The sequence below is a fragment of the Crenobacter sp. CS_VA4 genome (assembly GCF_055597485.1).
This window is the reverse complement of the sequence record NZ_JBVMAE010000004.1, coordinates 182,644-209,138: the sequence shown is the minus strand read 5'-3', so window position 1 is coordinate 209,138 and position 26,495 is coordinate 182,644. Positions and strand designations below refer to the sequence as shown.

At 64.8% G+C, this 26,495-nt stretch carries 38 protein-coding genes; 10 read left to right on the top strand and 28 right to left on the bottom strand.

What is annotated here, in order from left to right; translation table 11 throughout:
- Window positions 1-10 precede the first annotated feature (10 nt).
- Window positions 11-1,369 carry a D-serine ammonia-lyase gene (gene dsdA, locus ACZ2IA_RS05745; RefSeq protein WP_470291614.1) on the bottom strand — a complete coding sequence of 453 codons (1,359 nt, stop codon included), beginning with the start codon at window positions 1,367-1,369 and terminating at the stop codon, window positions 11-13.
- A 185-nt stretch (window positions 1,370-1,554) separates the two neighbouring features.
- Between dsdA and ACZ2IA_RS05740 the strand changes: the two genes are divergently transcribed.
- Window positions 1,555-1,944 carry a helix-turn-helix domain-containing protein gene (locus ACZ2IA_RS05740; protein WP_470291613.1) on the top strand — a complete coding sequence of 130 codons (390 nt, stop codon included), beginning with the start codon at window positions 1,555-1,557 and terminating at the stop codon, window positions 1,942-1,944.
- On the opposite strand, the gene ACZ2IA_RS05735 is transcribed toward ACZ2IA_RS05740, so the two are convergent.
- Window positions 1,941-2,201 carry a hypothetical protein gene (locus ACZ2IA_RS05735; protein WP_470291612.1) on the bottom strand — a complete coding sequence of 87 codons (261 nt, stop codon included), beginning with the start codon at window positions 2,199-2,201 and terminating at the stop codon, window positions 1,941-1,943. The two genes, ACZ2IA_RS05740 and ACZ2IA_RS05735, sit on opposite strands and share 4 nt — an antisense overlap.
- Between ACZ2IA_RS05735 and ACZ2IA_RS05730 the strand changes: the two genes are divergently transcribed.
- Window positions 2,196-2,924 carry a glutathione S-transferase gene (locus ACZ2IA_RS05730; protein WP_470291611.1) on the top strand — a complete coding sequence of 243 codons (729 nt, stop codon included), beginning with the start codon at window positions 2,196-2,198 and terminating at the stop codon, window positions 2,922-2,924. The genes ACZ2IA_RS05735 and ACZ2IA_RS05730 overlap by 6 nt on opposite strands.
- 67 nt (window positions 2,925-2,991) lie before the next feature.
- Here ACZ2IA_RS05730 and ACZ2IA_RS05725 read toward each other — a convergent pair whose 3' ends face one another.
- From ACZ2IA_RS05725 to rarD, 14 genes are all read right to left on the bottom strand, one after another.
- Window positions 2,992-3,456: a GyrI-like domain-containing protein gene (locus ACZ2IA_RS05725; RefSeq protein WP_470291610.1), complete on the bottom strand. Its 465-nt coding sequence runs from the start codon at window positions 3,454-3,456 to the stop codon at window positions 2,992-2,994.
- A 213-nt stretch (window positions 3,457-3,669) separates the two neighbouring features.
- A complete protein-coding gene (locus ACZ2IA_RS05720) occupies window positions 3,670-4,089 on the bottom strand; it encodes a VOC family protein (protein ID WP_470291609.1) in 420 nt (139 codons plus the stop codon).
- A gap of 50 nt (window positions 4,090-4,139) precedes the next feature.
- Window positions 4,140-4,646, bottom strand: coding sequence for a DinB family protein (locus ACZ2IA_RS05715; RefSeq protein WP_470291608.1), 507 nt, complete (start codon window positions 4,644-4,646; stop codon window positions 4,140-4,142).
- A gap of 207 nt (window positions 4,647-4,853) precedes the next feature.
- The gene (locus ACZ2IA_RS05710) at window positions 4,854-5,264 is read right to left on the bottom strand and encodes an SRPBCC family protein (protein WP_470291607.1); all 411 of its coding nucleotides are present in this window, start codon (window positions 5,262-5,264) and stop codon (window positions 4,854-4,856) included.
- 83 nt (window positions 5,265-5,347) lie between these two features.
- Window positions 5,348-5,899, bottom strand: coding sequence for a hypothetical protein (locus tag ACZ2IA_RS05705; protein WP_470291606.1), 552 nt, complete (start codon window positions 5,897-5,899; stop codon window positions 5,348-5,350).
- A gap of 89 nt (window positions 5,900-5,988) precedes the next feature.
- Window positions 5,989-6,375: a RidA family protein gene (locus tag ACZ2IA_RS05700; protein WP_470291605.1), complete on the bottom strand. Its 387-nt coding sequence runs from the start codon at window positions 6,373-6,375 to the stop codon at window positions 5,989-5,991.
- Window positions 6,376-6,662: 287 nt separating this feature from the next.
- On the bottom strand, window positions 6,663-7,097 hold the full coding sequence (locus ACZ2IA_RS05695) for a GFA family protein (protein ID WP_470291604.1): 435 nt from the start codon (window positions 7,095-7,097) through the stop codon (window positions 6,663-6,665).
- Window positions 7,098-7,234: 137 nt separating this feature from the next.
- Window positions 7,235-7,624 (bottom strand): VOC family protein, encoded by a 390-nt coding sequence (locus ACZ2IA_RS05690; RefSeq protein WP_470291603.1) that lies wholly within the window; start codon window positions 7,622-7,624, stop codon window positions 7,235-7,237.
- A 128-nt stretch (window positions 7,625-7,752) separates the two neighbouring features.
- A complete protein-coding gene (locus tag ACZ2IA_RS05685) occupies window positions 7,753-8,400 on the bottom strand; it encodes a dihydrofolate reductase family protein (protein WP_470291602.1) in 648 nt (215 codons plus the stop codon).
- Between the two features lie 154 nt (window positions 8,401-8,554).
- The gene (locus ACZ2IA_RS05680) at window positions 8,555-9,001 is read right to left on the bottom strand and encodes an SRPBCC family protein (protein ID WP_470291601.1); all 447 of its coding nucleotides are present in this window, start codon (window positions 8,999-9,001) and stop codon (window positions 8,555-8,557) included.
- Between the two features lie 83 nt (window positions 9,002-9,084).
- Window positions 9,085-9,528: a DUF1801 domain-containing protein gene (locus ACZ2IA_RS05675; protein WP_470291600.1), complete on the bottom strand. Its 444-nt coding sequence runs from the start codon at window positions 9,526-9,528 to the stop codon at window positions 9,085-9,087.
- Window positions 9,529-9,650: 122 nt separating this feature from the next.
- Window positions 9,651-9,959, bottom strand: coding sequence for a Rieske (2Fe-2S) protein (locus ACZ2IA_RS05670; protein ID WP_470291599.1), 309 nt, complete (start codon window positions 9,957-9,959; stop codon window positions 9,651-9,653).
- A gap of 303 nt (window positions 9,960-10,262) precedes the next feature.
- Complete coding sequence (locus ACZ2IA_RS05665; protein ID WP_470291598.1) at window positions 10,263-10,670, bottom strand: SRPBCC family protein; 408 nt, start codon at window positions 10,668-10,670, stop codon at window positions 10,263-10,265.
- A 231-nt stretch (window positions 10,671-10,901) separates the two neighbouring features.
- Entirely contained in the window at window positions 10,902-11,792 is an 891-nt protein-coding gene (rarD, locus tag ACZ2IA_RS05660) for an EamA family transporter RarD (protein ID WP_470291597.1), read from the bottom strand.
- Between the two features lie 139 nt (window positions 11,793-11,931).
- Between rarD and ACZ2IA_RS05655 the strand changes: the two genes are divergently transcribed.
- A complete protein-coding gene (locus ACZ2IA_RS05655; protein WP_470291596.1) occupies window positions 11,932-12,420 on the top strand; it encodes an Lrp/AsnC family transcriptional regulator in 489 nt (162 codons plus the stop codon).
- 12 nt (window positions 12,421-12,432) lie between these two features.
- Here ACZ2IA_RS05655 and ACZ2IA_RS05650 read toward each other — a convergent pair whose 3' ends face one another.
- Together ACZ2IA_RS05650 and merR are read right to left on the bottom strand one after the other, a co-directional pair.
- Window positions 12,433-13,011 (bottom strand): NnrU family protein, encoded by a 579-nt coding sequence (locus ACZ2IA_RS05650; RefSeq protein WP_470291595.1) that lies wholly within the window; start codon window positions 13,009-13,011, stop codon window positions 12,433-12,435.
- A 122-nt stretch (window positions 13,012-13,133) separates the two neighbouring features.
- Window positions 13,134-13,529 (bottom strand): mercury resistance transcriptional regulator MerR, encoded by a 396-nt coding sequence (gene merR, locus ACZ2IA_RS05645; protein ID WP_470291594.1) that lies wholly within the window; start codon window positions 13,527-13,529, stop codon window positions 13,134-13,136.
- 74 nt (window positions 13,530-13,603) lie between these two features.
- Between merR and ACZ2IA_RS05640 the strand changes: the two genes are divergently transcribed.
- Genes ACZ2IA_RS05640 through ACZ2IA_RS05630 form a run of 3 tightly spaced genes read left to right on the top strand, consistent with a single transcriptional unit; the run spans window position 13,604 to window position 14,468 of the window.
- Window positions 13,604-13,948 carry a mercuric transporter MerT family protein gene (locus ACZ2IA_RS05640; RefSeq protein WP_470291593.1) on the top strand — a complete coding sequence of 115 codons (345 nt, stop codon included), beginning with the start codon at window positions 13,604-13,606 and terminating at the stop codon, window positions 13,946-13,948.
- A 12-nt stretch (window positions 13,949-13,960) separates the two neighbouring features.
- Window positions 13,961-14,248, top strand: a complete 288-nt coding sequence (locus ACZ2IA_RS05635; RefSeq protein WP_470291592.1) for a heavy-metal-associated domain-containing protein — start codon at window positions 13,961-13,963, stop codon at window positions 14,246-14,248.
- Between the two features lie 7 nt (window positions 14,249-14,255).
- Window positions 14,256-14,468, top strand: a complete 213-nt coding sequence (locus tag ACZ2IA_RS05630; protein WP_470291591.1) for a GDCCVxC domain-containing (seleno)protein — start codon at window positions 14,256-14,258, stop codon at window positions 14,466-14,468.
- Window positions 14,469-14,776: 308 nt separating this feature from the next.
- On the opposite strand, the gene ACZ2IA_RS05625 is transcribed toward ACZ2IA_RS05630, so the two are convergent.
- On the bottom strand, window positions 14,777-15,643 hold the full coding sequence (locus tag ACZ2IA_RS05625; RefSeq protein WP_470291590.1) for a DMT family transporter: 867 nt from the start codon (window positions 15,641-15,643) through the stop codon (window positions 14,777-14,779).
- 141 nt (window positions 15,644-15,784) lie between these two features.
- Between ACZ2IA_RS05625 and ACZ2IA_RS05620 the strand changes: the two genes are divergently transcribed.
- The gene (locus tag ACZ2IA_RS05620) at window positions 15,785-16,648 is read left to right on the top strand and encodes a LysR family transcriptional regulator (protein ID WP_470291589.1); all 864 of its coding nucleotides are present in this window, start codon (window positions 15,785-15,787) and stop codon (window positions 16,646-16,648) included.
- 88 nt (window positions 16,649-16,736) lie between these two features.
- Here the strand turns inward: ACZ2IA_RS05620 and ACZ2IA_RS05615 are convergent, their stop codons facing one another.
- From ACZ2IA_RS05615 to ACZ2IA_RS05585, 7 genes are all read right to left on the bottom strand, one after another.
- Entirely contained in the window at window positions 16,737-17,168 is a 432-nt protein-coding gene (locus tag ACZ2IA_RS05615) for a Mor transcription activator family protein (protein WP_470291588.1), read from the bottom strand.
- A 12-nt stretch (window positions 17,169-17,180) separates the two neighbouring features.
- Window positions 17,181-17,789, bottom strand: a complete 609-nt coding sequence (locus tag ACZ2IA_RS05610; RefSeq protein WP_470291587.1) for a DUF3164 family protein — start codon at window positions 17,787-17,789, stop codon at window positions 17,181-17,183.
- 26 nt (window positions 17,790-17,815) lie between these two features.
- Window positions 17,816-18,103, bottom strand: a complete 288-nt coding sequence (locus ACZ2IA_RS05605) for an HI_1482 family protein (RefSeq protein WP_470291586.1) — start codon at window positions 18,101-18,103, stop codon at window positions 17,816-17,818.
- A 1-nt stretch (window position 18,104) separates the two neighbouring features.
- Window positions 18,105-18,446, bottom strand: a complete 342-nt coding sequence (locus ACZ2IA_RS05600) for an XRE family transcriptional regulator (RefSeq protein ID WP_470291585.1) — start codon at window positions 18,444-18,446, stop codon at window positions 18,105-18,107.
- Window positions 18,443-19,177 (bottom strand): AAA family ATPase, encoded by a 735-nt coding sequence (locus ACZ2IA_RS05595; protein WP_470291584.1) that lies wholly within the window; start codon window positions 19,175-19,177, stop codon window positions 18,443-18,445. Before ACZ2IA_RS05595 ends, ACZ2IA_RS05600 begins: the two co-directional genes overlap by 4 nt.
- Before the next feature lie 97 nt (window positions 19,178-19,274).
- A complete protein-coding gene (locus ACZ2IA_RS05590) occupies window positions 19,275-21,371 on the bottom strand; it encodes a transposase (RefSeq protein ID WP_470291583.1) in 2,097 nt (698 codons plus the stop codon).
- Window positions 21,368-21,682: a helix-turn-helix domain-containing protein gene (locus ACZ2IA_RS05585; protein WP_470291582.1), complete on the bottom strand. Its 315-nt coding sequence runs from the start codon at window positions 21,680-21,682 to the stop codon at window positions 21,368-21,370. The genes ACZ2IA_RS05590 and ACZ2IA_RS05585 overlap by 4 nt, the downstream gene beginning before the upstream one ends.
- A 171-nt stretch (window positions 21,683-21,853) precedes the next feature.
- Here ACZ2IA_RS05585 and ACZ2IA_RS05580 point away from each other — a divergent pair, with 171 nt between their 5' ends.
- The 3 genes from ACZ2IA_RS05580 to ACZ2IA_RS05570 all read left to right on the top strand — a co-directional run bounded on the left by ACZ2IA_RS05580 (window position 21,854) and on the right by ACZ2IA_RS05570 (window position 24,026).
- Window positions 21,854-22,585 (top strand): LexA family transcriptional regulator, encoded by a 732-nt coding sequence (locus ACZ2IA_RS05580; RefSeq protein WP_470291581.1) that lies wholly within the window; start codon window positions 21,854-21,856, stop codon window positions 22,583-22,585.
- 394 nt (window positions 22,586-22,979) lie between these two features.
- A complete protein-coding gene (locus ACZ2IA_RS05575) occupies window positions 22,980-23,174 on the top strand; it encodes a hypothetical protein (RefSeq protein ID WP_470291580.1) in 195 nt (64 codons plus the stop codon).
- Between the two features lie 444 nt (window positions 23,175-23,618).
- Window positions 23,619-24,026 carry a heme-binding protein gene (locus tag ACZ2IA_RS05570; RefSeq protein WP_470291579.1) on the top strand — a complete coding sequence of 136 codons (408 nt, stop codon included), beginning with the start codon at window positions 23,619-23,621 and terminating at the stop codon, window positions 24,024-24,026.
- Window positions 24,027-24,203: 177 nt separating this feature from the next.
- Here the strand turns inward: ACZ2IA_RS05570 and ACZ2IA_RS05565 are convergent, their stop codons facing one another.
- Together ACZ2IA_RS05565 and ACZ2IA_RS05560 are read right to left on the bottom strand one after the other, a co-directional pair.
- Complete coding sequence (locus tag ACZ2IA_RS05565; protein ID WP_470291578.1) at window positions 24,204-25,046, bottom strand: EamA family transporter; 843 nt, start codon at window positions 25,044-25,046, stop codon at window positions 24,204-24,206.
- A gap of 37 nt (window positions 25,047-25,083) precedes the next feature.
- On the bottom strand, window positions 25,084-26,484 hold the full coding sequence (locus ACZ2IA_RS05560) for an FAD-dependent oxidoreductase (RefSeq protein ID WP_470291577.1): 1,401 nt from the start codon (window positions 26,482-26,484) through the stop codon (window positions 25,084-25,086).
- Window positions 26,485-26,495: the final 11 nt, after the last annotated feature.

Genomic DNA, 26,495 nt, shown 5'->3' with positions numbered 1-26,495 from the left:
GGGCAGAGGCCTAGCGCGCCTCGTCCTGCAGCAGCTGCCGGCCGTGCGCCAGGTAGCCGTCCATCTCCGGCTCCGGCACCATGCTGCCGCCGGTGGCCCACACGAGGTGGGTCGCCTGTGCCAGGCGGGCGTCGCTCAGTCCCAGCCGGGTGCGGTAGCCCTGCTGCTCGGTCAGCACCCGCGCCAGGCCGGGCACGCCGGCCAGCGCCGACGGCTCGAGGCGCAGGCCTTCGCTGTATTCGAGCAGTGCCAGTAGCCGGTACAACTCCTCGTCGCTCACCGTGTAGTAGCCGTCGATCAGCCGCTGCATCGCGCGGCCGACGAAGCCGGACGGGCGCCCGACCGCCAGGCCGTCGGCGGCGGTGCGGTTGTCGATGCCGAAGTCCTGCACCGACACCGCGTCGTGTCGTCCGGTGTAAACGCCCAGCAGCATGCACGGCGAGTGGGTCGGCTCGGCGAACAGGCAGTGCACCGCGTCGCCGAACGCCAGCTTCAGGCCGAACGCCACCCCGCCGGGGCCGCCGCCGACGCCGCACGGCAGGTAGACGAACAGCGGGTGCTCGGCATCGACGCGGATCGCCGCCGCCACAAGCTGCCGCTTCAGCCGCTCTGCCGCCACCGCGTAGCCCAGGAACAGGCTGGTGGAATTCTCGTCGTCGACGAAGTGGCAGTAGGGGTCAGCGTCCGCCAGCTTGCGCCCCTCGGCGACGGCGACGCTGTAATCGGCCTCGTATTCGACCACGGTGACGCCGTGCGCACGCAAGAGGTCCTTCTTCCATTGCCGGGCGTCCGCCGACATGTGCACCGTGGTCTGGAAGCCCAGCCGGGCGCTCATGATGCCGATTGACAGACCCAGGTTGCCGGTCGAGCCGACGGCGATGCGATGTTGGCCGAACAGCGTTCGTGCTGCCTCGCCGTCGAGCAGGGCATAGTCGTCGTCCACCTGCAGCAGCCCGTGCTGCAGCGCCAGGTCCTCGGCGTGCTTGAGCACCTCGTAGATCCCGCCGCGCGCCTTGATCGAGCCCGAAATTGGCAGGTGGCTGTCGAGCTTCAGCCACAGCGCGCCGTGAGCGGGAATCCGATAGCGTTCGACCAGGCTGCGGTGCAGTTGCGGCGCCGGCACCAGCGGCGATTCGATCAGCCCGCCGGCGGCGCGGGTCTCGGGGAAGACGCGGGCGATATAGGGGGCGAAACGCGCCAGCCGGTCGCTCGCGTCGGCCACATCGGCGGCAGCGAGGCCGACATCGGCCTGCGCCTCGGCGGTCGGGGCGAGGGCGGGGTTGAACCAGCTGGTCTCCCCGAGCGCCATCAGCGTCTCGATTAGCGGGTAGCGGGCACACCAGTCGGCGAGCGACATTCCTGCAATCATCACGGCTCCTCATCGTTGCGGCGGCCGCGCGGCGGGCGGCCTGTCGGCACTGTAGCGAGCCGGGCGGCGGCTGACAAAGGACGATTGCTCAGCCTAGGGTTGACGTCAGGTCAGCTATCCTGTCGCGTCTTGCTGCGATGCCGTTACTACGGACAGCTGTGGCGCGCCGGGGCGGGAGTGGGGTGATGGCGCTGTTGTTGGACGAGATCGCAGCAATGCCGCCGTTGGTGCTGAATGCGCCGTTGCCGGCCGAACCGCGCCTGGCGCGGATGTGCCGCGCGCTGCTCGAGCAGCCTTCGCTGGACGTCGACCTCGACGCGGCGGCGGCGCGTGCCGGCATGAGCCGGCGCACCTTCACCCGGCTGTTCCGTCAGCACACCGGGGTCGGCTTCGCCAGCTGGCGCCAGCAGGCCTGCCTGCTCGCGGCCGTGACGCGGCTGGGGCAGGACGAGCCGGTCACCCGGGTGGCGTTGGACCTCGGCTACAGCAGCCCCAGCGCGTTCAGCGCGGTATTCCGCCGGGTGCTCGGCACCACCCCGAGGCGTTTTCTCTATAGCGATCCTTCGGCCGACTAGCCGGCCCTGGCCTGCCTGGGGCCGCCCGTCAGGAAGGCGGCGAAGGTGGGGGCGAGCCCGCCCAGCGTCACCGGTAGGTCCGCTCGGTCGCAGGCGCCCAGCAGGTCGTGCAGCGCCCGCCGCAATGTCTGCAACGCTTCGGCCAACTGCGTGCCGTTCCTGTCCGGGTAGGAGGCTGTGATCGCCGCGCACCAGCCTAATCGCGCTGCCTGGTCCATACTGGCGAAGACCAAGGGAAGGGGCGAAACCGTATGCATTACGAGCTCTATTACTGGCCGTCCATCCAGGGGCGCGGGGAGTTCGTCCGGCTGGCGTTCGAGGCCACCGGCACCGAGTATCTCGACGTCGCGCGCTTGCCGGAGCGCGACGGGATGGGCGAGCCGGCGCTGCTGCGCTTTCTCGACCAGGCCGACACGGCACACCCGCCGTTTGCGCCGCCGTTCCTGAAGGTGGGGGAGCGGGTGATCGGCCAGACCGCCAATATCCTGCTGTTCCTCGGCCCGCGCCTCGGTCTCGCGCCGCGGGCCGAGGCCGACCGGCTGTGGACGCACCAGCTGCAATTGACGATCGCCGACCTGCTCGGCGAGGCTCATGACACCCATCACCCGATCGCGAGCGGCCTCTACTACGAGGAGCAGAAGCCCGCGGCCCGGCGGCGTGCAGCCGACTTCCTCCGCCACCGGCTGCCGAAGTTTCTCGGCTACTTCGAGGGCGTGCTCGACGCCAACCCGCGCCGCTCCGGCTTCCTGGTCGGCGCCAGGCTGTCCTATGTGGACCTGTCGCTGTTTCAGCTGATCGCGGGCCTGCGCTATGCGTTTCCCCAGGCGATGGCCCGACTGGAGCCGCAGTACCCAGGCCTGATCGCGTTGCACGACCGCGTCGCGCTACTGCCGTCGCTGGCCACCTACCTCGCCTCGAGCCGACGCGTGCCATTCAACGAAGAGGACATCTTTCGGCATTACGCCGAGCTCGATCGCTAGCCGCAGCGCGGATTGCGACCGGGCCGACTGGCGGGCGGCGGAACAGCAAACGCCTGCAGGTGTCACCTTAAGCGGTCAGTGCCCGGTTGAGCTCCGTGCGCCAGGTGGCCGGGTCGGGGTTCGACTCCGGGCCCGCCACGTAGCACTCCCAGAGGGCCGGAGCTGGTTTGTGCCCCTCGGCAGTGATCCATTCGATGAACTCGCCCCAGGCGGTGCCGAGACCCTCATACGGCCCGTGGTACACCGTCCGTGCCACCTTCGCGGCGGGCAATTGACTCATCGTCACGCGGCCCGTGGCGGAGACGGGCGTCGTGACCGGTACACCGACCTCGAAATCGAAGATGTCCGGGTCCACCCTCAGGTGGTACGAGAAAACCGGGCCGGCAGGCGCGATGCCCTGCGCCGCAATGGCGGCCATCACCTCGGCGATGGCCGGACCCATGAAACTTTGGATCTGAGTCCGCGGAACAGTGAGGCGGATGATGGCGGTCAGTTGGGCGGCGGTCTGAGTGAGCTGGGGTGTGTCGATCATGGGGACTCTCCTGCTGTTTGAAGCGGGTTTGCGCGCGGCATCCTTGTAGGTTCCTGGGACGGGAAGAGGCGCAAAGGGCGCGACCCTTGCCGTCGTTGGGCGGCGCCTAACGCCTGAAATCAGCGGCCCGCTTTGGCGGGTCTGCTGGATCGGGTCATTGGATCGGCCAATCACCACCGGCCTAAACAAACTAAAATAAGGCTATTTTGCAGCTCATTGCTCATGTAAGAACCCGCGACACACAGCCACAAGTTTGTTTCCATCTGGATCACGAACGTAAGCAGCGTAAAAGTCTTGATCATATTCGGGACGCAGGCCGGGCGCTCCTTCAGATGCTCCGCCATGCTCAAGCGCGGCAGCATGAAATGCTTGTACTCCAGCCCAACTTTTTGCCCGCAGGGCAACCATTGTTCCGTTCCCGACTGTGGCAGGCTGACCATTGAATGGCGAGCAAACCCAAAGCGCGAGCTCATTTACGCCACCAGCTTCGTAACTACCCCAACCAGCCCAACCGTCCAAGTTTGGCTCATTGGAAGTGTCACAACGCTTGTGGCCGAGTGGCGCAAGCACTTCATCATAGAAACGAACAGCGCGCTCGAGGTTATTGGTTCCGAGACAGATGTAGGCGAACATTGATGCGACCTTGTGATGTCTAACGTTTGACTGTCCGTTCGATCGAAGGGTCAGCCACGCAGCGGCCGGCGCGAGGCCTCTATCTTTCCGAGCAACCACTGTAGCCCCGCCAGGTGCTGCTGGTCATGGCTGCAAAGGTAGTGCACCAGGCTGCGCAGCGACAGCGGACCGTAGCCCTCGAACACCGCGGTGCGGTCGAACTGCTCGGGGCTCAGGGCCGTGATGAGCGCGACGGTCTTCGCACGCGCCTCCCGAAACGCGGCGAAGGCCGCGCCGGCATCGGCCGTGGCGTAGGAACGCGCTTCGGCCAGCGCCTCGCTATCGATGGAGGCCAGGGTTGGATTGGACTCGTTCAGCGTTCGGTGGAAGCGCAGGTGATACCCGTCGACCTCGATGTCGCGCACGTGGCAGACCTGCTCGATGGCCGTGAACGGCTCGCTTGGCACGCCATCCCAGGACGGGGGCGCCCAGTGCCTGAACTCGGCGGGAATGGCGGCGTAGTGAGCCTCCAGCTGCTGCGGGAAGGCTGCCAGGGTGTTCAGCGTGATGGGGTTCATTCCGACTCCGAGGGTAAACGAGGGGCTAACGCCCGGATCAAGCCGGGCCGCGAAGCGGCTTCGGCCTGAATGCATCGTTAGGCAACAAGCCGCTTAGAGCCACTAACAAAACCCAGCGAAGCGGTTCCGGCTAGGCGCGCGCCGCAGACAGTACAAGTAGTCCGGCAAGGCAGCGTAACAACGCCGGAAGGGTTTTGTTAGCGGCGCTTACTGTGAATTCTCGGCCAGACGTTTCAACGCACTCAACACCTCCGGGAAGTCGCCGGTGACCATGGGGCCGAACTCGGCAGCCGCCGGGCCAGATATTTCCGTGCTGTAGGTGATTCTGGTGTTGCCGGAGGGCAGCAGCGCCAGTCCGTGGCGCACCAGCACGCGTGTACCGTCAATCACCGTCTCGTCCGTGAAACTTTCGTTCTCCCTGACCTCCACGAGGGTGCTGGTGAAGGCTTCCTCCCCTGGGGGCTTCATGGAGAACGTGGTGCCGCTGACAAACGGGCCGTGTATCTCGATGCTTTCAATTCCAGCGTTCCACGTTTTCCAGCCCGCAACGTCCGAGAGCAGCTGCCAAAGCTGCGCAGGGCTTGCGCTCGTTTCAATGCTTTCCTCATGAGTCCACATGGTTCTTCCTTGTTGTCTAACGTTGAAGTTCAGCGAACGCCGAAGGCGGTCCGCTGGAATGATGGGTTAGAACTCCTTAGCGCTCATTGCATCTTCAGGCCGGCCGCAAGAGCTCCTGCCGCAACCACTGCGAGGACGCCTTGCGCTACAACGAGGAAAGCCTGTATCTGCGATAGCTTTGCGATCATTCGAGCCCCGGCTACGAGATCACCTCGCATAGCTTTTTCCATTGAGTTATGTGCGATCCAGCGGATGGGTGGCAATAGCCCTCGCTCGTACTCGCGGGCAAATAGTTCTAGATCAAACTTGTCGGTGAACTGTGCGACCTTCTTGCCGAGAACTTCGCCATCCTCATGGGCGGACAGAGCTGCACTAACGACTGTGCCCACGTACGTGCCAAGGACAGCCAATACGAGGCTGACGAGAAACAAGACAAGGCCAAAGCGGATGTGAGTTATCTCGATGAACTTGGAGACTGTCTCAATGTTTGCCAACGTCAGCGAGAAGGCCGCACCAAAACCTGCCATTAGCCAAGTAGAGAAGGACGGCAGAGCTGCACTCACACGATGCGTGGCCGCAAGAAGAGCTTGCTTGGCGGCGGTGCGTTCATCGATTGGTTTTTGTTCGTCGACCATTTTTGCCCTGGCACTCGATTGGAGTTCTAACGATGAAGGTAAGGGGCGGCAAAATGCGTCGTATTTTGACGTCCCGGCTGACCGCCGTGTTAGGCGGCGACTCTGGCGATCGCGTCGATCTCGACCAAGGCTCCCAGCGGCAACCGCGAGACCTCGACGCATGCCCGAGCGGGAAAGGCATTCGGGAAATAGCGGGCGTAAACCGCATTGACCGCGGCGAAGTCATCCATATTCGTCAGGTAAACCGTTGCCCGGACGACCCGGTCGAGACTTGACCCCGCGGCCTCTAGGATCGCTTCAATGTTCCGGAGGGCACGGTCTGCCTGTGTCGCCGCGTCCGATCCAACCATTGCACCCGTCGCGGGATCTAACGCGACCTGGCCTGATGTCCAGATCCAGCCATCGAGAACCACACCCTGCGAATACGGCCCGACCGCAGTGGGTGCCTGGCTGGTCATCACAATTGACTTGTTCATGTGCTCCTCCGTTGTATTGGCGACCCGCCGGAGCAAACCTCTCAACGCCTGGCCCACTACCCAGTGGGGCAAACGGATGGCTCCGACGAAGGGCACCAACACAGGCAACGGACGCCTTCGGCCAACCTGCTGAAACAGCAAAACGCTAAGGTTGGCCGAACCTCTTTTGTTTTAACGCCTAACGCCCAAGCTCAGCCGCCGTCCTGCCTCAGCAAAGCGAAGCCAAGACGGTCGGCTGGAGCGCCTTGTCGGGCGCCTGTGATAGAGGGCTGGAAGAGTTCAATGCGTTATTCCGCTACGCTGACGCCCGAGCCACCCATCTCCTTCGGAACGTCCTTCATCTTCGGCAACCCGTCCTTAATGCGGAGCTTCGTCTCCTGATAGTGGACATGGACGCCGGCGTGATACGGGAAGTCCGGAATAACAGCCGCATACACGTCGATGAGTCCCATGCCGGGATGCTCCGTGAAGATATGGCCTCCACACGTCTTGCACCATTTGCGATAACTATGCGGCGTCTTGTTGTAAGTGCCGATGTTGTCTGCACCCTGCGTGATCTGTACCGCTTCGGGTTTCCATAGAGTGAAGGCGTTGACAGGCCCCGCCGACCACCTTCGACAAGACTCGCAATGACAATAACCCATTGCGACGGGCTCACCGCTGACCGTGAACTGAACCGCGCCGCAAAAGCAACTGCCTGTGTACGTTTTTCCGTTGCTCATGATGCACCTCCTTGGTGGTTTGCACGAAGACAAGGTACGGAGTGCAGGCTTTGCCAGGATCAACTCCGGCTCGAAATCTCCTAGATTCTTGGATGCCCAACGTTTGAGTTAGGCGGCACTGCATCTCTAAAAAGCAGTTACTTGGGTTGGCGGGCATAGCTAACAGTGAGAACTTCCCATTGATGCCCTTCGGGTTCGTTCCAGTAGATCATCCTCCCGCCGTAGTCGGTGTTGATCTGCCTATCGACGGGGCCTCGGACCGTGCTGCGATACTCGATTCCAGCTGCTTTGATTCTCTCAAGGATGCGATCGAACTCTTCTTCCTCTACGCGGAAGCAGAAGTGCTCGATGGGGAACGGCTCATCTGTTTCGATGAAATCAAGAGTCATGCTGTCGTTGATGTAAACAGCAAAGAATGGGCCCTCTCTCGCAGGGCCACAGGGAACGCCGAGAAGATCAGCCAAGAGCTTTGCCGAAGCGTCCCTCTTGTGCGACGACACTATGACGTGATCAAGCTGAATCGCCATGATGAGTCCTCCTGCTTGCTACCAATGCGCGGCGTGCCGACCCGTGTGCCCCCTAACGCCTGACTTCACGGGCGGCCGTAGTCCCGTGCAAGGAAATGTTAGGTGGCCCATCGAGCGAGCCGGCCGGATCACGCCCGCTTGCGCAGAAAGACGTGAGTCGCACGTTCGCCCGCCACGTAGTTCGTGCATTCATAGCCCAAGGCATGCATATCGATGCCGTTCAAGAGATGTTCACCGGATCCGAGTAAGACAGGTCTCATGGCGAGATGGAGTTCGTCGATCAGGTTGGCGCGCAGATACTGCCGAATAGTAGCTACGCCGCCACCGAGACGGATGTCGCGGCCGCCCGCTGCGGCGATTGCCTTCTCCAGAGCGGCGTGAATGCCTTCCGTGACAAAGTGGAACTCCGTACCTCCCGCCATCCTGAGCGGTGCACGCGGGTGATGCGTCAGCACGAAGACGGGCGTGTGATACGGCGGCTCGTCGCCCCACCAACCCTTCCAGCTATCGTCCAGCCATGGGCCTCGGACAGGACCAAACATGTTGCGCCCAAGAATCCAGGCACCGATTCCGGCAAAGCCTTGCTCCGCCATTCCGTTGTCGACCCCCGTCTCTCCATCGTCATAGCCGTGCATCTTCCGCCATACGCGTGTGTGGAAGAACCACTCCATCAACTCAGCCCCCCTGATGCCGAGCGGATTCTGGAGGTCTTGGTTCGGTCCAGCACCGTAACCATCGATTGAGATCGCAAAGCTCTGGACTCGGAGTTTCGACATTGCATTCCTCGCCAATTGGTCAGTGGGACGATCCAGCTGTGGGCCACCTAACGCTTTACATAACCTGCACCGGAGTGCGCCGCACGGAGGGAACCCCAAAGCCGCAGGCTTTGAGGTGCCCGGTTGATGGAATTGTTAGGCATCACCCCGCTCATTACTCAGGGATCTCAGCCTCGACCAATTGCGCAAGAAGGGTAAGCGATTCTTGCCAACCGAGATAACAAGCCTCAGGCGGAATGGCTTCCGGTATCCCTTCTTGCACTATGTTTACTTCAGGACCGCAAGACACTTTTTGCAAAGACACTGTCGTCTGCATTTCCCCCGGCAAGTTCGGATCGTCGAATTTATCTGTGTGCCGAATTCGCTCGTTGGGCACCAACTCAAGATACTCTCCGCCGAAGGAATGACTGTTTCCCGTGGTGAAGTTCATGAACGACATCTTGTAAGTGCCGCCGACTTTGGCATCGATATGGTGAACCTTGCCCGTGAAACCATTTGGGGGAAGCCATTTGACCATTGCGTCGGCATCGAGGAACGCTCGGTAGATTCTCTCCGGGGTTGCCCGGAGCACGCGATGAAGTCGAATTGTGTTCGTAACCATAATTCCTTCGCCTTTCCTTGCGTTGTGCTGCCTAACGCCTGAATTAAGCCGAGCCGCGAAGCGGCTTCGGCTTGAATGAATTGTTAGGCCTGGTCCGACTTCGCCCGCCTTGGCCTTGCCTTTCCGACGGATGCATTGAGGGCGACCGCGGCAAGGATGAGCGCCTTGAATGCGCCCGCGTCGACCTCCTCCCCCTCATGGATGTCAATCGCGCGCCTTGCGTTCCCGTCGAGGCTCGAGTTAAAGAGCTTGGCCGGGTCCTCCAACGAAGCCCCCTTGGCGAAGGTCAGCTTCACTATCGACTTGTAAGACTCGCCGGTACAGATGATCCCGTCGTGCGACCATACGGGAGTGCCCATCCACTTCCACTCCTCGACGACGTCAGGGGCTGCCTCTTTGATGAGCTTGCGTATCCTGCTCAAGGTCTCCCCGCGCCAGTCCCCGAGCTCGGCGATTCTTTTGTCAATCAGCTCAGGTGCCGACTGGCCCTCGGTTGAACCCGACTTTTTCATTTTCTCCTCCTTCACGAATGGGATCCGGTAGTCGGCCTAACGGCTAAGCTAACCGGCCCGCGGCCACCGACCTGTGCGAGGAAGAAGCCATATGCCGGCGGGTCCGGTTGAGCGCGTGGTTAGGCCGAACACCGAGCCTAGATTTCAACTTCCACCGCATCGCCAACGAGGCGCACCCTGTACGTGGCAACGTCTTTCGTCGCGGGGTCCATCGTGACGCGGCCGGTCTTGATATTGAAGCGCGACGCGTGCCAAGGACACTCGATTTCCTCGCCGCTGATTGCCCCTTCGGAGAGGGGGCCACCCTCGTGAGGACAGTCGTCATCAATCGCGTAGATCTCGCCGTCAAGGTTTATGAGTGCGAGGCGCTTGCCCTCGACCCTCACCCCGATCACGCCAGTTTCGGGAATCTCAGACTTCCTGGCGACTTCGACAAACCTGCCCATTTGCTCGTCCTGATTAAAGAATGGTATCTACTCTTGCGCTGGCGTCGGAAGACGAAGACAAATCGCCGATTCGACCAAACTGGAAGAATGCGACCTTCGTCGTCCCACCTCCATGTCGCCCACGCACCCGTTCGGCATTCGAATTACCCAAACGTCTCCGCTTACAGCGACCTGGCGGATAGAACGAATGAAGTTGCGCCCCTGTGCCCATTCGGTGAGGCCTAACGTAAAGTTGAGGGGCGCGCCGCTTTAGGCGCGTCCCTCTCGAACGCCATGTTAGTTGCCATTGCTGATACAACTAATTCACTGACGAGCTTCAACGTGCTTGGCAAAGTTATTCAGGATGGCTTGCCATCCGTGACGCTGTTGTTCCACAGGATTTTCGGATTCAGCATCGAACGTAACGCGCACCGTGACACCGTTTGCGCCAGTTATGAACTCGACTGCACCAGTACGGTCTCCGAACGAATACTCAATCAACTCGTTAGGCACGATCTTGGTGTACGTTCCGGCGAAGTCAAAGCCGAAGCTACCGTCTTTGGCCTCCATGCGCGATGTAAACGCTCCACCCACGCGCAAATCGACAGTGGATTTGATTGTGTGCCAATCATCAGAAGCTGTATTCCACTGCTTGATGTCGTCTGGCGTTGTGTAGACGCGCCAGACCTTGGTAACGGGAGCTTTGACGATGGTTTCAACGGTGATTTTCATGGTCTGACTCCTTGTGGTTGGCAACTAACTATGTATTAGACGTCCTAAAAGACGTATTTTCTTGCGTCACTACACCCGCTCTCGCCGTCTAGCCCTGTCCGGCCTGGCGTCACGGCACAAAATATTCACTCACCATAGACGGGCACGTCGCCTTGCGCCAGGGCCGGAGGGCGCCGGATCGTCCGCTGCTGGCCGCGATCGGACGGTTGCGCCGACAAGCCAGACACACGCCTAGGCGGCCGATACGGCCGCGCTCCATCGCATCGTCAGGTGCCGCGCCCCCTCCAGCACCAGCAACGCCACCGCCGCCCAGATCGGGATATACGTCAGCCACTCGCCGGGCTGGATGCTCTCGCCGAGCAGCAGCGCCACGAACACCAGCAGCACCGGCTCCACATAGCCGAGCAGGCCGAACAGGCTGAACGCCAGCGCGCGGCTGGCCAGGATGTAGCACACCAGCGCCGACGCGCTGATCACCCCCAACAGCGGCACCAGCCCGAACAGCTGGGGGTGGCCGGCGAACGGGGCGAGCGGTGCGGCGCCGATGAATAGCAGCGCCACCGGCAGCATCAGCACCATGTCGAACCACAGCCCGCCGAGGTGGTCGGTGGCGAGCCGGCGCCGCAGCATGAAATACAGCGGGTAGCCCAAGGCCACCAGCAGCGTCTCCCAGGAGAAGCTGCCGACCCGGTACAGCTCATTGGCCACGCCGAGCGCCGCGCAGCCGGCCGCCAGCCACTGCAGGGGGGACAGCCGTTCCCGGTACACCAGCCGGCCCGCCAGAATCATCGTCAGCGGCAGCAGGAAGTAGCCCAGCGACACCTGCAGCCCCCGCCCGTGCAGCGGCGCCCACATGAACAACCATAGCTGCACCCCGACTAGCGCCGACGAGGCCAGCAGGCCCAGCGCCAGCGCCGGCCGGCGCCGCAGCCTGGCGGCGATGCCTTTGGCCAGCGCCCAGTCGCCGCCATACCGCATGAAAGCCGTCACGAACGGCAGCGTCAGCAACAGCCGCCAACCGAAGATCTGCTCCCCGCTGAGCGGGGCCAGCAGGGTCGTATAGAAATACAGCACCCCGAACAACACCGAGGCGACCACCGACAACAACACACCCTTGGACACAAGCACTCCAGATAAACAGCCCGATAAAGACCGTCGAGTATAGGCAGAAGGGCTGAACTGGATTACCGACTGCAGCGGTCAAATCGGTAATATTTCTCGATGTATTGGCTAGAATGAGAAAAACATCGCAAAGGCTGTCATGGCAACCGTTTCGCTCGATCGGCGCGACCTGCTGATCCTCAACGCGCTGCAGGACGATGCCGCCGTCCCGCTGCGCGAGTTGGCCGAAAGGGTCCACCTCTCGGTGGCCACCTGCCAGCGGCGCATTGCCCAATTGCGCGCCTCCGGCGTGCTGGTCAAGGAAGTGGCCATCGTCGATCGCAAGCGGGTCGGCCGGCCGCTGACCGTGTTCGTCTCGGTCGAGCTGGCGACGCAGAACGACATGCTGCTGCGCCAGTTCGAAACGACCATGCAGGCCGAGGCCGACGTGATGGCCTGCTACGAGATCTCCGGCGAGGCCGATTTCCTGTTGATCGTCAATTCCGCGTCGATGGAGGCCTACCATGCCTTCACCCGGCGGGTGTTCTCGTCCGACAACAACGTGCGCAACTTCAAGAGCAACTTCGCGATGAACTGCGCCAAGTTCGAAACGAAGATCCCGCTCGACATCCCCGGCGAAGACGCCTGAGCGCGGCGCCGCTCAGCCGAACGGCCGCACGCCGATCAGCCAGCCGTGCAGCAGGAAGGCGAACAGCGCCCAGGCCGCCAGCCCGACGACGATCACCAGCGCATCGCGCCCGGCGCGCACGGTCGGTGGCGGGGTATTGGCCAGGCGGTCGCGGCGGCGGGCCGACACGAAGTCCGCCACCGCCCAGGCCAGGAAGGCGCCGAACAGCACCACGGCCGCCACGCTGCCGTTGGCGAGCAGGTGGGCCAGCGCCCAGAGCTGGACGCCGATCAGCATCGGGTGCCCGACCGCGGCCCGGATGCGGCTGCCGCGCAGGTCCGCTGCCACCAGCAGCACGAAGGCCGGCACGGTCAGCAGGCCGGTGACATGCCGTGCCCACAGCGGCGGCGCCCAGAGCAGTGGGCCTTGGCCGCGCGCCAGGCCGTAGCCCCAGATAATCAGCACCAGCCCGAGCGCCGAGGCCAGCGAGTAGCCGCCCTTCCAGGCGGCCGGGCCGAAGCGGGCGATCTGCGCCGCACGCCAGGGCTCGGCGACGATGCGGATCGAGTGCACGCCGAGAAAGATCAGCAATCCCAGTACCAGAACCGTCATCCGAAAACCCCTATGTCGTTGACTGACGAGCTTAGTTATTGACCAGGAATTCGAAGGCGCCAAGCTCGGCGTGGTGCAGTGCAATCCCGACGGCGCTGTTTCGCCTGCTGCGTCGGCCGGCGTCAATCGTGCGCCAGCACCTCGATGATCGGGCAGGTGCCGCCTTCGGCCGAGTCGCATTGCGCCACCAGAGCGGCCAAGGCCCGCTGGATCGCCGCGAGATCGGCCATCTTCTGTTCGATCAACGCGAGCTTGCGGGTCGCCAGCGCATGCGTCTCGGCGCAGCCGCTCGCCTCGTCCAGCCGCAGCAAGCCGGCGACTTCAGACAGGGTGAAGCCGAGCGCCTGCGCGCGCTTGATGAAGCGCAGCCGTTTCACCCTGTCGGCGGGGTAGCGCCGGTGCCCGCCCAACGGCTTGGCCGGCTCGTCCAGCAGGCCGCGCCGCTGGTAGTAGCGGACCGTCTCGACGTTCACCCCGGCCGCGGCCGCCAGCTGGCCGATCGTCAATTCTGTGGCCATCATCTTTCCCTTGATTCCGTACCTTGGTACGGAATTTATAGTGAAATCATCAAGACGGACCCGAGGAAACCGACATGGCATCGAACAGCGGAAAACCGCTGATCGCCGGGGGGCTGGCCGCCGTTGGCGCGTCGCTGTGCTGCGTCGCGCCGCTGGTGTTGCTGGCGCTCGGCATCGGCGGTGCGTGGGTGGCCAGTCTGACCGCGCTGGAACCGTACCGCCCCGTGTTCATCGGCCTGACCCTGCTGTCGCTCGGGCTGGCCTTCCGCCGGCTCTACCTGGTGCAGTCAGCCTGCGCCCCGGGCACGCGCTGCGCCGAGCCGCGCACGATTAAGCGGCAACGGCTGACGTTCTGGCTGGTCGCGGTGCTGCTGCTCGGCCTGTTGGCCGTGCCGAGCCTCGCCCCGCTGTTCTACTGAAAGGAGATGGCCATGCGCCGACTGCTGATTGCCCTGCTTGCCACGATGCCCCTCGTGGCGCTGGCTGGCGCACCGAAAACCGTCACGCTCGATGTGCAGAACATGACGTGCGAACTGTGCCCGGTCACGGTCAAGAAGTCGCTGGAGAGGGTGTCCGGCGTGAGTGCCGTGAGGGTCGACTTCGACAAGAAGACGGCCACCGTCAGCTACGATCCGGACAAGGCCCGGCCCGAGGCGCTGATCAAGGCGTTGACCAGGGCGGCCATGAACGCCGGCTATCCGTCGACCGTGCATCGGTGACGCCGCAATGAGCGCGATCGTCCTCGAGTCGGTGCTGACCTGCCCGCACTGCGGTTACGCCAAGCGGGAGACCATGCCCACCGATGCCTGCCAGTTCTACTACCAGTGCAGCCACTGCAAGGCCCTGCTGCGCCCCAAGCCCGGCGATTGCTGCGTGTTCTGTTCCTTCGGCTCGGTGAAGTGTCCGCCGGTCCAGGCGCAGCGCGGGTGCTGCGGATAGCGAGATTGTCGTCACGGCGCCGCGCGGTCGATTCGCGTTATCGCGCTAGGCTGTCACTACCAACGAAAACGCCCCGCGATTGCGGGGCGTTTCTCTATACAAGGTTGGCCGAAGCGGTCACTCCCACAGCGAACCCTGCCCGCCGCCGTCCCGTCTGTATGCAGGGGGGCTCCATTTAGTGAAACAGGCCGACCACGCCGATGCGTGCTCGGCGCTATCCACAAAGCGAGGCGTTACCTAGCGCCGGCGTCGTTGAAAGCCGGCGTTCGGGAGGTTCCGCTACGACCTAGCACGGTCAGCGACTGCCATCATCCAGCCCGTCGAGCGGACCACAACGCCGAGCCCATCAGCACCACGCCGCCCATTTGAACGATGCTCAGCGCATGACCGTAGACGGCCCAGTCGATCAAGATGGCGGTGACGGGGTAGACGAACTGGAGCACCGCGATGCGGCTGGTCGGCAGCCGGCTCATGCCGGCGTACAGCACGGCGTAGGCAAGGCCTGTGTGGATGACGCCGAGCCCGACGAGCCAGGCCCAAGCCGGCCCGACGGTTGGCCATCCATGTAACAGTGGCCACCAGACGGTCAGCACCACCCCTACCGCGCATTGCCACCATGCTAGCGCGAACGAGCTGACCGCGGGAGCCATCTTGGCAATCATCGTCACCCCCGCGTAGGCCAGCGAGCCGATTAGGCACATCAACAAGCCAACCGCGTAGTCGCGTGTGAAAATCTGCCCATCCCCCATGCCGTCGACGAGCCCGGTCGCCAGCGCCAAGCCGAGCAAGGCCACCGCCGCGGCAGCGGCGCGCTTCGGAGATACCTTTTCTCTTAGCAGCCATGCCCCCATCGCCATCACCCAGAACGGCTGCACATGGAAGACGACGGTGGCGACCCCGATCGAGGTGCGCGGAATCGCCGCGAAGAACAAGCCCCAGTTCGCCACCATCAGCAGGCCGGCGCCGATGGCGGCGAACAGCGAACGGCCGCTAAGCAATAACTCAGGAAGCCGTCGGGTGGCGGCTCCCCAGAGCAACAGGGCCAGTCCGCCAAAAAGGCAGCGAAACAGGACGGTCGTCAGCGGATCCTGAGCGGCCTCTTCGACAAACGCACCGATGGTGCCGAGTATCAGGCCGCCCCCCACCATCAGCGCCGTGCCGCGTTGCTCGTGCAAGGCACTGCTCGCGTCGCGGACAGCGGGTACCGGGGGCGTCGATCGAGTAGTCATGACAGCGATTGTGGGAGCGTTGCCTACTGCGGGAAAGCGAATTTATAGTGTAGATATCATTCGCTTTTCGAATAGATTACTCCCCCAATGCAATCGAAAGACCTTCAACTCGACTGGCTGCGCGCGTTCGTCTCGGTGGTGGACGCCGGGTCGCTGACCGCCGCGGCAAAACAGGTGTCCCGGTCGCAATCGGCCGTCAGCATGCAGCTCAAGAAACTGGAGGATGTCGTGGGCCGTCCGCTGCTGGTGCGGGGGCCGCGCCATATGGTGCTGACCCCCGCCGGCACGGAGCTGCTCGGCTATGCCCGCCGCCTGCTCGAAGTGCACTCCGAGGCCTTAGTCGCCATTCACGGGCCCGAAGTCTCCGGTCGGATCAGTCTGGGGGTTCCGGACGACTACGCCATGGCCTATCTCACGGCTGTGCTGCGCACGTTTGCCAACCGCCACTCGGGGGTCGAGATCACGCTGGTCTGCGAACAGTCCACCGCGCTGATCCCGAAGGTTGAGCGGGGCGAATTGGATTTGGCCGTGGTGACGCGAGATCACCTGGAAAGAGGAGCCCTGCTGTTTCGCGAGGGGCTGGTCTGGGTCGGTTCCGAGCAGCATGAAGCGTGGCGACGAGAGCCGCTGCCGATCGCGGTGCATGAGCTGGGCAGCCGTGTCCGCAGCGAAGTGCTCGCCGCGATTTCGGCGCAACGCCGCGAGTATCGAATCGTCTACCACAGCCCCAACGTCGCGGGGCAATTGGCCGCAGCGGAAAGCGGCATGGCCGTGGCCGTGCTGACGCGCTGTAGCCTTCCGCCTGGTCTCAAGGTGCTGGATGCCCGGCATGGCTTGCCTGATTTGCCCGACCTGGAAGTGGCCGTCATACGTAGCGCTAGCTCCGCGCGTTCAGCGGCGGTCGACGCGATGTACGAACAGGTGGTTCGTACGCTGAAGCGACCGGCGTGATGTGGCGGGACGGCACTCCAGCAACGTTTACCAACGACAACGCCCCGCGATTGCGGGGCGTTTCTCTATCCAAGGTTGGCCGAAGCGGTCACTCCCACAGCGAACCCTGCTCGCCGCCGTCCCGGTCGGTCTGGTTCAACAGCCGCCAGACATGCCGCTCGGTCAGCCGGTAGCGGCGCGCCAGCTGCGTCACCGTCGGCACCGCGCCGGCGTCGCGGGTCAGCAGGTCGAAGTCGGCGCGCAGCTGGCGGTCGCGCAATTCGCGCAGCGCCTGCGCGCATTTCGGGATCGCCAGCACGTCGCCGCCGTAGTGGTGGGTGAGCAGGTCGGCGGCGTCGACGCCGACCACTTCGGCCAACGCTTCGTAGCGGATCTGGCCCATGCGGCGGCGGTTCTTCGACACCGGGAAGGTGGTGCCGCCGAACGCCTCGACCAGTTTCAATGTATAAGCCAGGCCGATCAGCGCGGCGATCTGCTGCACGCTGTCGGGCAGCAGCGCGGCGACGGATTCGAGTTTCATGGCGGGCTCCTGTCAGACGGTGGCGAGGTCGAGGGCGATGGCGCGGTAGTCGCCGGTTTCGCTGCGCTGGTAGACGCGCAGATAGCTCTTGCTGCACTGCACCCGCACCGAGTCGTTCAGCGCCGCCATCGCGCGCAGCCAGCGCGCGTCGCGGATGTCGAGCCGGCGCAGGCTCAGGATGCGCGCGGTGCTGATGCGGCCCTCGCGGTCGACGTCGAACGCGTCGTTGATCAGCGCGCGCAATTCGCCGGGCGCGCCCTCGCTCCAGGCGTGCAGGCAGGCGTCGATCAGCGCCTTGGCCGCCTGCAGGCCCTCGTCGAAGCACAAGGTGTCCTGGATCGCCCGCTGCACCTTGTAGCGGCCGTCGAAGCTGACCAGGCTGACGTTGCCCTTGTGGCCGCCCAGATGGGTGTCGTAGCGTTCGGCCGACAGCTCGACGAAGGCGGCGATGTCGTCGAAGGCGCGCTGCTTGAATTCGGCCAGCCGCGCCGAGGCGAGCCGGGCGCGCGCCACCAGCTCGGCGACCAGCTCGTCGCGCGCCAGGTCGATCGGCTTGATGGTGGACAGCGGGATCAGGCGGCCGCGGGCGCCCTGTTTGTAACCGTGCGGAATCGGGGTCATGGTCAGCTCCTTATATAAAGATGGAATCAGTGGTGGTCGGCCCAGACGACGCGGCAGCTATCAAGCGTGAATTGCCCTTCGCGGCGCTCGCCCTGCGGGTCGCGCGGGCCGAAGCTGAACCAGGCGGCCTCGCCGCGCTCGAGCAGCGCCAGGCACAGCGGCGACGGCTCGATGCGCAGCGTCGGGCACGCCGGGTTGGCCAGCTCGACGCCGATCACGCTGAAGCCGCGGCGGGTGAGGGTGGCGATGGCGGCGTGGGCGCGCTCGGTGGCGATTAGCCACAGGGCGTTGAGTGGGGTGTCGGTTGTCGTCATGTCAGTCTCCGGTAGGGCGATGGGGGCAGGCCTGGCAGGCGCGCCAGTGCGCCATCGCTAGCGGGTGGTGGGTGGGCGCCGGGCGGCAGGCATGGCCGCGGCAGGCGTCGAAACCGAGTTCTTCGCCCAGGTAGGGGCAGGAGACGCGCGGGCTCAATTGCTGCAGCACCGCGGCGGCGATCCGGCAGGTAGAACCCGGGTAACGGCCGGCCAGGGTCAGGCTGATCGCGGTGCGCGAGTAGCCGAGCCGGCGCGCGGTGGCGCCGATGCCGGCGCGGGCTGCCTCGCGGCGCAGCAAGGCCTGCCAGCGGCTTTCGGCCAACGTTGCGGTCTCGGTGCTCATCGCGCGGCTCCGCGGCGCGGCGGGGCGTCGCCGGTGTAGAGCGGGCGCTTGCCCCAGCCGGCCAGGTCGACGCGGCTGTCGGCGTTGAGCATCGCCTCCTCGTGGATGCGGGTCAGGTTCACGCACACCCGGCGCACCGAGCCGTGCGCCAGCGCGACCAGATGGGCGAGCAGGTCGTCGGCCAGCTCGACGTCGGGGCAGTACAGCGGCACCAGCGCGCGGGCGTCGTCGAGCGACACCGGCAGCGCCGGGATCCACGCCAGCACCCGGCTGTGGAAGCGCTCCCAGCGTTTGAGCCGCTGCGGCAGCTGTTCCTCGCCGACCAGGAGCAGGGTGCCCTGACTGCCCTCGTAGACGTCGCGCACCAGCTCGACCAGGCCGGTCGAGCGCAGGCAGAAGTCGAACTCGTCGACGATCAGCGGCCGACGGCTGGCGGCTAAGTGCTCGCACACCTGGTCGAGGCGCTGCGCCAAGGTCGCGGTCGGCGCCACACCCATCTCGGCGAGGATCTTCTCCAGCAGCGTCTTGCGGTTCCAGGCGCTGCGCATCTGCACGTAGTAGCCGCGCATCTGGCGCGCCAGCGTGGCGCAGGCCACGGTCTTGCCGCGCCCGGCCTCGCCGTACAGCACACCGATGCCGGGCAGGCCGTCGCGGCGCGACAGCAGCTGTTCGGCGACTACCGCCGCCAGGTCCAGGCTGGCGGTGTGGGCGATACGGGGGGAGTGATTCATCGCGTTCTCCTTCTCGGTTGGGCCGCGCGGGCGCAGCCGGGGGCTGCGGGCTGGGCGGGGCCGCAGACCGGGCTATTGGGTTGGGGAGGTAGGGGACTTAGTCCGCTCGACGCTGGTGCGCGCGGAACTCGGCGGTCGCTTGATAGGTGCGCCGCCAGGTGCGCGCCTTGGCGTCGACGATGTCCTCGTCGGCCAGATCGGCCAGGCGCTGCCATTCGGCCCAGCGCGCGGCGGCGCTGGTCGGCACCGCCCAGCCGCGCTCGGCGGGGGCGGCGTCGGGCGGCGGCGCGATGGCGCGGGCGCGTTCGGCCAACTCGGCGCGGCTCAGCGTCACCAGTCCCGGCAGCTCGACGGTATCGTCCAGCTCCAGCGCCGGCCAGCCGTGGCGCTCGGCCTGCACCTCGGCCAGCTTCGCCATCAGCCGCTTCTCGCGGCCGCGGGCGCGCTGCTCGCGGGCGCGTTCCAGCACCGAGGCGGGCAGGTAGTCGCGACGGTTGGCGTCGCGCTCGGCGGTGACGATGAAGCGGCCGTCGGCGTCGTACACCCAGACGGTGGCGGCGTCGTGCAGGTCGTAGCCGACGGCCAGCTGCTCGCCGTGGAATTCCTCGAGCGCGGCGGCGAAGTAACGTTGGCCGAACAGCTCGATCTCGCCGCGCCGCACGGTGCGCAGCACTTGCGGGCGGAACAGCGGCCGCGCCTCGTCGTCGGTTACCCGCGGCGGGATGGCGCCGTCGGCGAGCCGCGCGGCCCATGCCTCGTCGGGGCACTGGTGGCGGCGTCGGCCGGTGTCCGGGTCGGCGATCTTGGCCAGGCTGCGGTGCGGCCTCGCGTTGTACGCGGCGACCTGCGCGGCGCAGAACGCCAGGAAGTCGTCCCAGCCCATCAGCGGCAGTGCGCCGCCGTGGCCGGCCAGCGCGCGGCGGGTCAGCTTGAACTGCGCGAGGCGCGCCTCGCGGTCCATGTCGCGGCCGATATAGCCGGGCAGCTCGCGCGCGGCCGTTACCCACAGCGTCTGGTGCAGCCGCTCGATCACGCCGCGAGCCTGCGAGTTGTACGGCAGGCTGTGCACCATCTCGATGCCGAGCCGGCCCATCAGGCCGGTGGCCGGGTCGGTCATCAGCTGGTTGCGGTAGCCGCTGCCGTTGTCGACGTACAGCACCGCCGGGATGCCGGCCGAAAGACACGCGCTGCGCAAGGCGTCGAGCACCGCCAGCGCCGATTCGGCGAGGCCCACCGACCAGCCGACGACGCGGCGGGTGGCGATGTCGATCACCGAGGTGATCTCCGGGCGGAACGGCCGGCCGTGCAACGGGTGCTGCACCTCGGCGTCGAAGCAGTGGCCGTCGGCGCTGTAGACGTCGGCCGGGTGCAGGCTGGCGAAGTCGCGCCGCACGAAGGGGCGCAGCGACTTGAGCTCGCGCGGGCCGAGCCGGCCGGCCTCGCGGCTGACCCGGCCGAGCTTGGCGAGGAAGCGCCGCACCTGCCAGATGCTCGGCGCCGGGCGGGTCGGCCACTCATTAATAAAGCTACGGTAGGCGTGTTCGACGGTCGGCTTCTCCGGACGCTGGTACAGCGCCAGGAAGGTCGCCGCCCAGTCCGGCACGCTCAGGTCGGCCTGACGGCGTATCGGCGCCAGGCGGCCTTCCTTGCGGTATTCGGTGAAGCGCAGCAGGCTGCGCACGCTCGGCAGGCCGTCGGCGCTGTGACGGCCGCGCGGGTCGCGTGCCAGCTTCAGCATCGCCACCAGTTGTTCGCTGGCCGCGCCGAGCCGCGCCGTTTCCAGCAGCACCGCCGCCGCCTGCTTGCGCGGGTAGCCGGCGTGCTGCATCAGCTTCTCCAGCGCGTTGAGCACGCCGCGGCGCGCGTCGGCGATGCGGGTCTGGGTACCGGTCTCCAGGGCGGTTTCCAGCGCGGCGTCGGCGACCGGCGTCGTTTCCGGTTCGGCCAACGTCGTCCGGGCCAGCTCGGCGGCGGCGCGTTGGCGCAGCAACGCCAGCACCGCGGCCGGCGGCGCGTACTCGACCCCCTTGCCCTTGGCGCGCGGCCGCGCCGGCCACTGTTCGCGCTCGGCGGCAAAGCGCACCCCGCGTTCGCTGCCGGGCACGCCGGGCAGCTTCAGCGCCGCCAGCTCGCGGGCACTGTAGTGGCTGCGCAGCGCCTCGACGATCGGCTTGGCCTGCGGTGCCGGCGTCATGGCTGTTCTCCAACGAAAAGGTTCGTATCCGATAGATCAAAAGCGAGTGGTAGTGTCAAAACCGGTGTAAACTTCCGTTTCTGATAGCGGCTCGGCCAGATCGTTTCCGGTGCGGTACCGATCGCCGCCGCGATCAGCCGCTCGCCTTTCGGCCATGGTCGATCGAGCGCGTTGCCGAGCGCGCCGGGGCTCTTGTAGCCGTGCTGCAAAGCCAGGCGGCGCAAGGACCAGCCGCGTTTGTGCAGGGCCGCGACGATGTCGGCGCGGTGCCAGTCGGGCGCGGTGTTTTTCAGGGTTGCCGATGTGTTCATCAACTAATCTCTTGGGCTGATTAGGTGAACACATGCTAATTCGCATGCGATGTTATGTCAATCGGAAATGAATCGTTTCCGATCCATTTCCGGATGTTTTTGGCACGGACTTGGCTCGCATGCTATCGTTCCCTAGAGTAATCAATGCCTTAGGCATAAAACGGTGAGAGCATGGAAAGAGATGATCCGTTTCCGAATCCATCCGGTGGCATCGGCAAGCGCATCGGCCTGATCGCCGACCTGTTCCAGTCGCGCACCGAGGCGGCTGCGGTCGCCGGCGTCAGCGTACTGTCGCTTCGACGCTACATCGCCGGCGAACAAAACCCGCCGTTCGTCGCACTGGCCAAGCTCGCGCTGGCCAAGCAGGTATCGCTCGCCTGGCTCGCGACCGGCGACGGCGCGATGTTCGGCGACCAGGCCGGTGTCGCCTCCACCGAGGCCCGGCCGTGTGTCGACACTACCGGCAAACCGGTCGATCTCGAGGAGTTCGTGTTCATCCCGCGCTACAACGTCAAGGCCGCGGCCGGTCACGGCGCCTGGCCCGAGGACGAATCGCCGCGCTTTTCGATGGCGTTCCGCCGCTACTGGATCGAGCACTACCTGCGCGTCGACCCGGCGCAGCTGTCGGTGATCCCGGTGAAGGGCGATTCGATGGAAGGGGTGCTGAACGACCGCGACGTGATCCTGATCAACCACGCCGATACCGAGGCGATGAACGGCGTCTACGTGCTGCGCATCGACGGCCACCTGGTGGTCAAGCGGGTGCAGCGGCTGCCGGGCAATCTGCTGGAGGTGAAGAGTGCCAACGAGGCGTACACCCCGTTCACGATCGACCTGAGCCGAGAGACTGACGACTTCGCCGTGATCGGCCGGGTGGTGTGGTTCGGCCGGCAGATCGCCTGAGCCTTTAGCGGTTCTTAATCCGAACCGGTATGTCAAAAACGGCGCCAGTCCGAGCGGGACGGCGCCGTTTTTGCATGGGGCAGTGGGCGCGATGGCTGGCACCTTGTCGGCCGGCAGGGGCCGGTTTAACAGGCCCGGAGCGGAAATAAGACAAAGCAGGAGCGGGGGCAGACGGGCTGCTAACCCACAAGCAACGGTAATGTTCTTGCTACACAAGACCGGTATGGTGATGTTTTGCATCAAAAAAACTACAGATAAATGAACGCCGGGCCGATAGCTATGGCAGGCTCATTAGAACAGTCGTTTTGAGGTATACCCCGAACACCGCGTCGAGTAAGCTGAATACAAGATATTGATTTGAAGGTTCTTACCATCCCAAAGGGAGGCAGGCGGCATGATGATCTTAAAAGGTACGTCAGCACGTTTCCGGGGGCAGCGCGTCGTGGAAAATCGCGACAAGATGCTCTACATCCTGGTGAAGCCCAAACTGGATCCGGTGCATCTGCAAAAGCGCCAACGTATCAGGTCCCGCTTGAACGACCTGGACGACGCGCGGATGTTGGCCGAACGCTGCGCCGAGCCCTGGTAGCCCTCTCGACCCGCTCCCGGCCCACGGGCCACACCAAGCCGAGTGGCCGGCGCTAGTCTGGCCGTGTCGACAGTATCACTCTCGTTTTCCGATAGCCAAAGACAGCGACCCACGGGTCGCTGTCTTTGCTTTTGGAGGGCGATTCCGCGCGAAGCGGCGTCAGACACGTCGATGAGGAGGCCGGGGATGCCGCCTTGCTGGCCGGTTTCAGGAGATTCGCCGAGACTTTCCTGGCAAGAAAACCCAGTCGTTTTTTCGGAAATGCTTTCCGAAAATCAAATGTGTGGTTAATGTGGGTCTACGCGTAGGACTTCGCTTCGCCCGGCCGACCTGCGGTCGGGTCAAGCTGCATCAGGAATTTATCAAGCATTTAAGAACAAAGAGGGCTGCCGCCAACCCCGGGCGGTGGACCCGGTGCCATTCATCACAATAAGGAATAGAGACATGCAACAAAAAGCCGTGCTGACCCTCGTCGAGGTCGATCAACTGCTGCAGGCTGCCCGTGCGGAAGCCGTCAGCAATAACTGGAACGTATCGGTCGCCGTGGTCGACGACGGCGGCCATCCGCTGGGCCTGGTGCGGATGGACAACTGCGCGCCCATCAGCGCCCACATCGCCACCGAGAAGGCGCGCTCGGCCGCGCTGGGCCGGCGCGAGTCGAAGGCGTTCGAAGACATGATCAACAATGGACGTACCGCCTTCCTGTCGGCGCCGGTGCTCCACGCCATGCTCGAAGGTGGCGTGCCGGTGCTGGTGAACGGCCAGGTCGTCGGCGCGGTCGGCATCTCCGGCCTGACCCCGGATCTGGACGCCCGCATCGCCAAGGTGGCGATCGCCTCGCTCGGCCTCTGATTTGACCTGATCGAGCGGGGTGGCCCCGTTCGAAACGGGTAGCAAAAAGCCCAACGTTGCTGGCCGACGTTGGGCTTTGTCTATGAAATGGATGCGCTTCCTGGACTGGCCTCTCGGTGCCAGTGGATTTGTCATGGCGCTCTGAAGAAGGATGAAGTCGGTGCTGCTGCGTGAGCATCAGGCACGCAGCAGCATCGCCCCGCTGACGATCGCGGCGGCGCCCGCCCACTGCCTTGGCGAGAGGCGCTCTCGCAGGGCCCAAACGCCAATCAGGGCGGCGAACAGCACCGCGGTTTCCCGCGTCGCGGCAACCAGCGCAACCGGCGCCTTGGTCATCGCCCACAAGGCGATGGAGTAAGCGGCCGCCGACAGCGTCCCGCCGAGCAGGCCGGTGCACCAGTGTCTACCCACATAGGCGACCAGTTCCCGGCCCCGACCGGAGAGCGCAAGGCCGCCGGGAAAAAGCAGTCCCTCCAGCAGGTACATCCAGGCACTGTAACCTGCGACGCTCTGCGAATGCCGCACGCCAATTCCGTCGGTGAGCGTATAAACGGCGATGGTGACGGCACAGAGGGTTGCCCAGCCTATGGTGTGCAAGGAGCGGGGATGGCCGGCCCGCAGGGCGATGCCCAGCACGCCGGCGGACACGAGAAAAATGCCCGCCCAGCCAAGCAGGCCGGGGGTCTCGCCCAGGACGATGATCGAGCCCAGCGCAATCAGCAATGGCGCGGTGCCGCGAATGAGCGGGTAGGCGAAGCTGAGCGAACCGCGACGGTAGGCGGCGGCGAGTGAAACATAGTAGAGCATATGGACCGCATTCGAGGTCGCGAGGTAGGGCCAACTCTCGCGCGTCGGCGGGGCAACCAGGAAGAGGAAGGGGAGGGCGACGAGGGCCGCCCAGAATACGATCGCCGCGGTATGCAACAGCGGATCTCGTCCGCCCCGAATCAGCGCGTTCCAGGACGCGTGAAAAAGCGCCGCGATCAGCACGGCGAGAAAAACAGGGAGTGGGAAATTCATCGCCTCGTGAGCCTTTCTCGCCGTCTGTCAGTGTAGCCTAGGCATGGTCGGCTTTGCCTGCGGCATCGGCAAGGCGCGACAGGGCTCGATCGAAGAACCATGGCGCCCGCCCGGCGTCCTCGCTGCGCTCCTTGCGCCGGATCGCCCCTCGCACAAGCAGACTGCCGACGTAGCGGAATGGCTCCGGCGGAAAGTAGCCGCGCGGCCCGCGGGTCAGACCCGAGCGCGTCCAGGCGTTGTCCAGGCCGAGCACCAGTGAGGACAGTACCTGCCCCCCCATATACGAGGGGCCGACACCGTTGCCGGAATAGCCTAGACCATAGTAGATCGCCGGGTGATCGCGCAGGCGGCCGAAGAAGGGCAGGCCGGTGCTCGCCCGGTCAGACGGTCCGTTCCAGCTGGCGGCGATCGGCACCTGGGCGAGTTCGGGGAAAAAACCGCCCAGCGCCCTCCCGAGCAGATCGCGGTAAGGCGACGGCTGGTCGAACACCGGCAGCACGCGCGCGCCGTAGGCGAAGGTGTTGCCGCCTTTGCCCAGCATGACGCGGCCGTCCGAGGTGTTGTGGTAGTAATGGACGAAGGTGCGCGAGTCGAGCACCGCGACGCCGTTACTAAGCCCGGTACGCGCGACCAGATCGGGCCGCGGCTCGGTAATCACCATGTCGCTGGACACGACGACGATGGTCCTTTCGAACTCGGGAAAGGCCGCCGGCATCCAGGCGTTGAGCGCGAGTACGACTCGTTTGGCGCGCACCACGCCCTGTGTCGTGTGAACGGAAGGGGGCATTCCTTCGTCGAGGGAGGTCATCGCGGAGTTCTCATAGAGCCGCACGCCCATGGCCAATGCCACCCGGCGCAGGCCGCGCACCAGCTTGCCTGGTTGCACGCTGGCCCCGCGGGGCGAAAAGAGACCGGCCAGATGGCGTTGCGACCCGGCCATTCGCCTCACCTCATCGGCCGGCAGCTCCCGGTAACTGTTAAGGCCTCGCCGCTCGAGCTCGCCGATGACGGAGTCCGAGCTGCCGATATGCACCGGCGCCGTGGCCGTGTAGAGCACACCGTCGTGCCGGAAATCGCAGTCGATCGCGTGTTCGCGACAGAAGGCGCCGATTTCATCGATGGCGTTTTCCGAAGCCTTGACCAGGCGGACCGCCTCGCTCTCCCCGAACAGGCGTTGCAGGGTCAGGTACTTGGTCGCCCAGGACAGCACGCACCCGCCGTTGCGGCCGCTGGCACCGGCGCCGCACAGGTCGGCTTCCAGCACGACAACATCGAGATGAGGGGCCTGACGCTTGATCTGCAGCGCGGTCCATAGCCCGGTATAGCCACCGCCGACGATGCACACGTCGGCGCTCGTTTCACCCACCAGCGGCGGCGCCGGTGGTGCGTTCTCAGCGGCCAGCGCCTGCGCCAGCCAGAATGGTCGCTGCTTCTTCATGGCTCTGTCTC